This window comes from Streptomyces sp. NPDC001634 (assembly GCF_040298185.1).
Taxonomy (GTDB): Bacteria; Actinomycetota; Actinomycetes; order Streptomycetales; family Streptomycetaceae; genus Streptomyces.
In genome coordinates, this window is the sequence record NZ_JBEOZU010000231.1 from 1 (window position 1) to 1,393 (window position 1,393).

A 1,393-nucleotide genomic window follows, 5' to 3' on the forward strand; every position below is an offset into this window, starting at 1 on the left:
GAAGTGGATGATCCTATGCTGTCGAGAAAAGCCTCTAGCGAGTTTCATGGCGGCCCGTACCCTAAACCGACTCAGGTGGTCAGGTAGAGAATACCGAGGCGTTCGGGTGAACTATGGTTAAGGAATTCGGCAAAATGCCCCCGTAACTTCGGGAGAAGGGGGGCCACGTCTGGTGATCGGATTTTCTCCGTGAGCTGGGGGTGGCCGCAGAGACCAGCGAGAAGCGACTGTTTACTAAAAACACAGGTCCGTGCGAAGCCGTAAGGCGATGTATACGGACTGACGCCTGCCCGGTGCTGGAACGTTAAGGGGACCGGTTAGCTTCACTTCGGTGGGGCGAAGCTGAGAACTTAAGCGCCAGTAAACGGCGGTGGTAACTATAACCATCCTAAGGTAGCGAAATTCCTTGTCGGGTAAGTTCCGACCTGCACGAATGGCGTAACGACTTCTCGACTGTCTCAACCATAGGCCCGGTGAAATTGCACTACGAGTAAAGATGCTCGTTTCGCGCAGCAGGACGGAAAGACCCCGGGACCTTTACTACAGTTTGATATTGGTGTTCGGTTCGGCTTGTGTAGGATAGCTGGGAGACTGTGAAGCAGGGACGCCAGTTCTTGTGGAGTCGTCGTTGAAATACCAGTCTGGTCGTGCTGGATGTCTAACCCGGGTCCGTGATCCGGATCGGGGACAGTGTCTGATGGGTAGTTTAACTGGGGCGGTTGCCTCCTAAAGGGTAACGGAGGCGCCCAAAGGTTCCCTCAGCCTGGTTGGCAATCAGGTGTTGAGTGTAAGTGCACAAGGGAGCTTGACTGTGAGACCGACGGGTCGAGCAGGGACGAAAGTCGGGACTAGTGATCCGGCGGTGGCTTGTGGAAGCGCCGTCGCTCAACGGATAAAAGGTACCCCGGGGATAACAGGCTGATCTTCCCCAAGAGTCCATATCGACGGGATGGTTTGGCACCTCGATGTCGGCTCGTCGCATCCTGGGGCTGGAGTCGGTCCCAAGGGTTGGGCTGTTCGCCCATTAAAGCGGTACGCGAGCTGGGTTTAGAACGTCGTGAGACAGTTCGGTCCCTATCCGCTGTGCGCGTAGGAGTCTTGAGAAGGGCTGTCCCTAGTACGAGAGGACCGGGACGGACGAACCTCTGGTGTGCCAGTTGTTCTGCCAAGGGCATGGCTGGTTGGCTACGTTCGGGAGGGATAACCGCTGAAAGCATCTAAGCGGGAAGCCTGCTTCGAGATGAGGACTCCCACCCACTTGATGGGGTAAGGCTCCCAGTAGACGACTGGGTTGATAGGCCAGATCTGGAAGCACGGCAACGTGTGGAGGTGACTGGTACTAATAGGCCGAGGGCTTGTCCTCAGTTGCTCGCGTCCACTGTGTTGGTTCTGA

Annotated in this window: 1 rRNA gene; it reads left to right on the top strand. The window is 56.3% G+C overall.

From position 1 onward, the window contains the following. Positions 1-1,363: ribosomal RNA gene (locus tag ABT186_RS47735) — 23S ribosomal RNA — on the top strand; the annotation flags it as partial. Between the last annotated feature and the right edge of the window lie 30 nt (positions 1,364-1,393).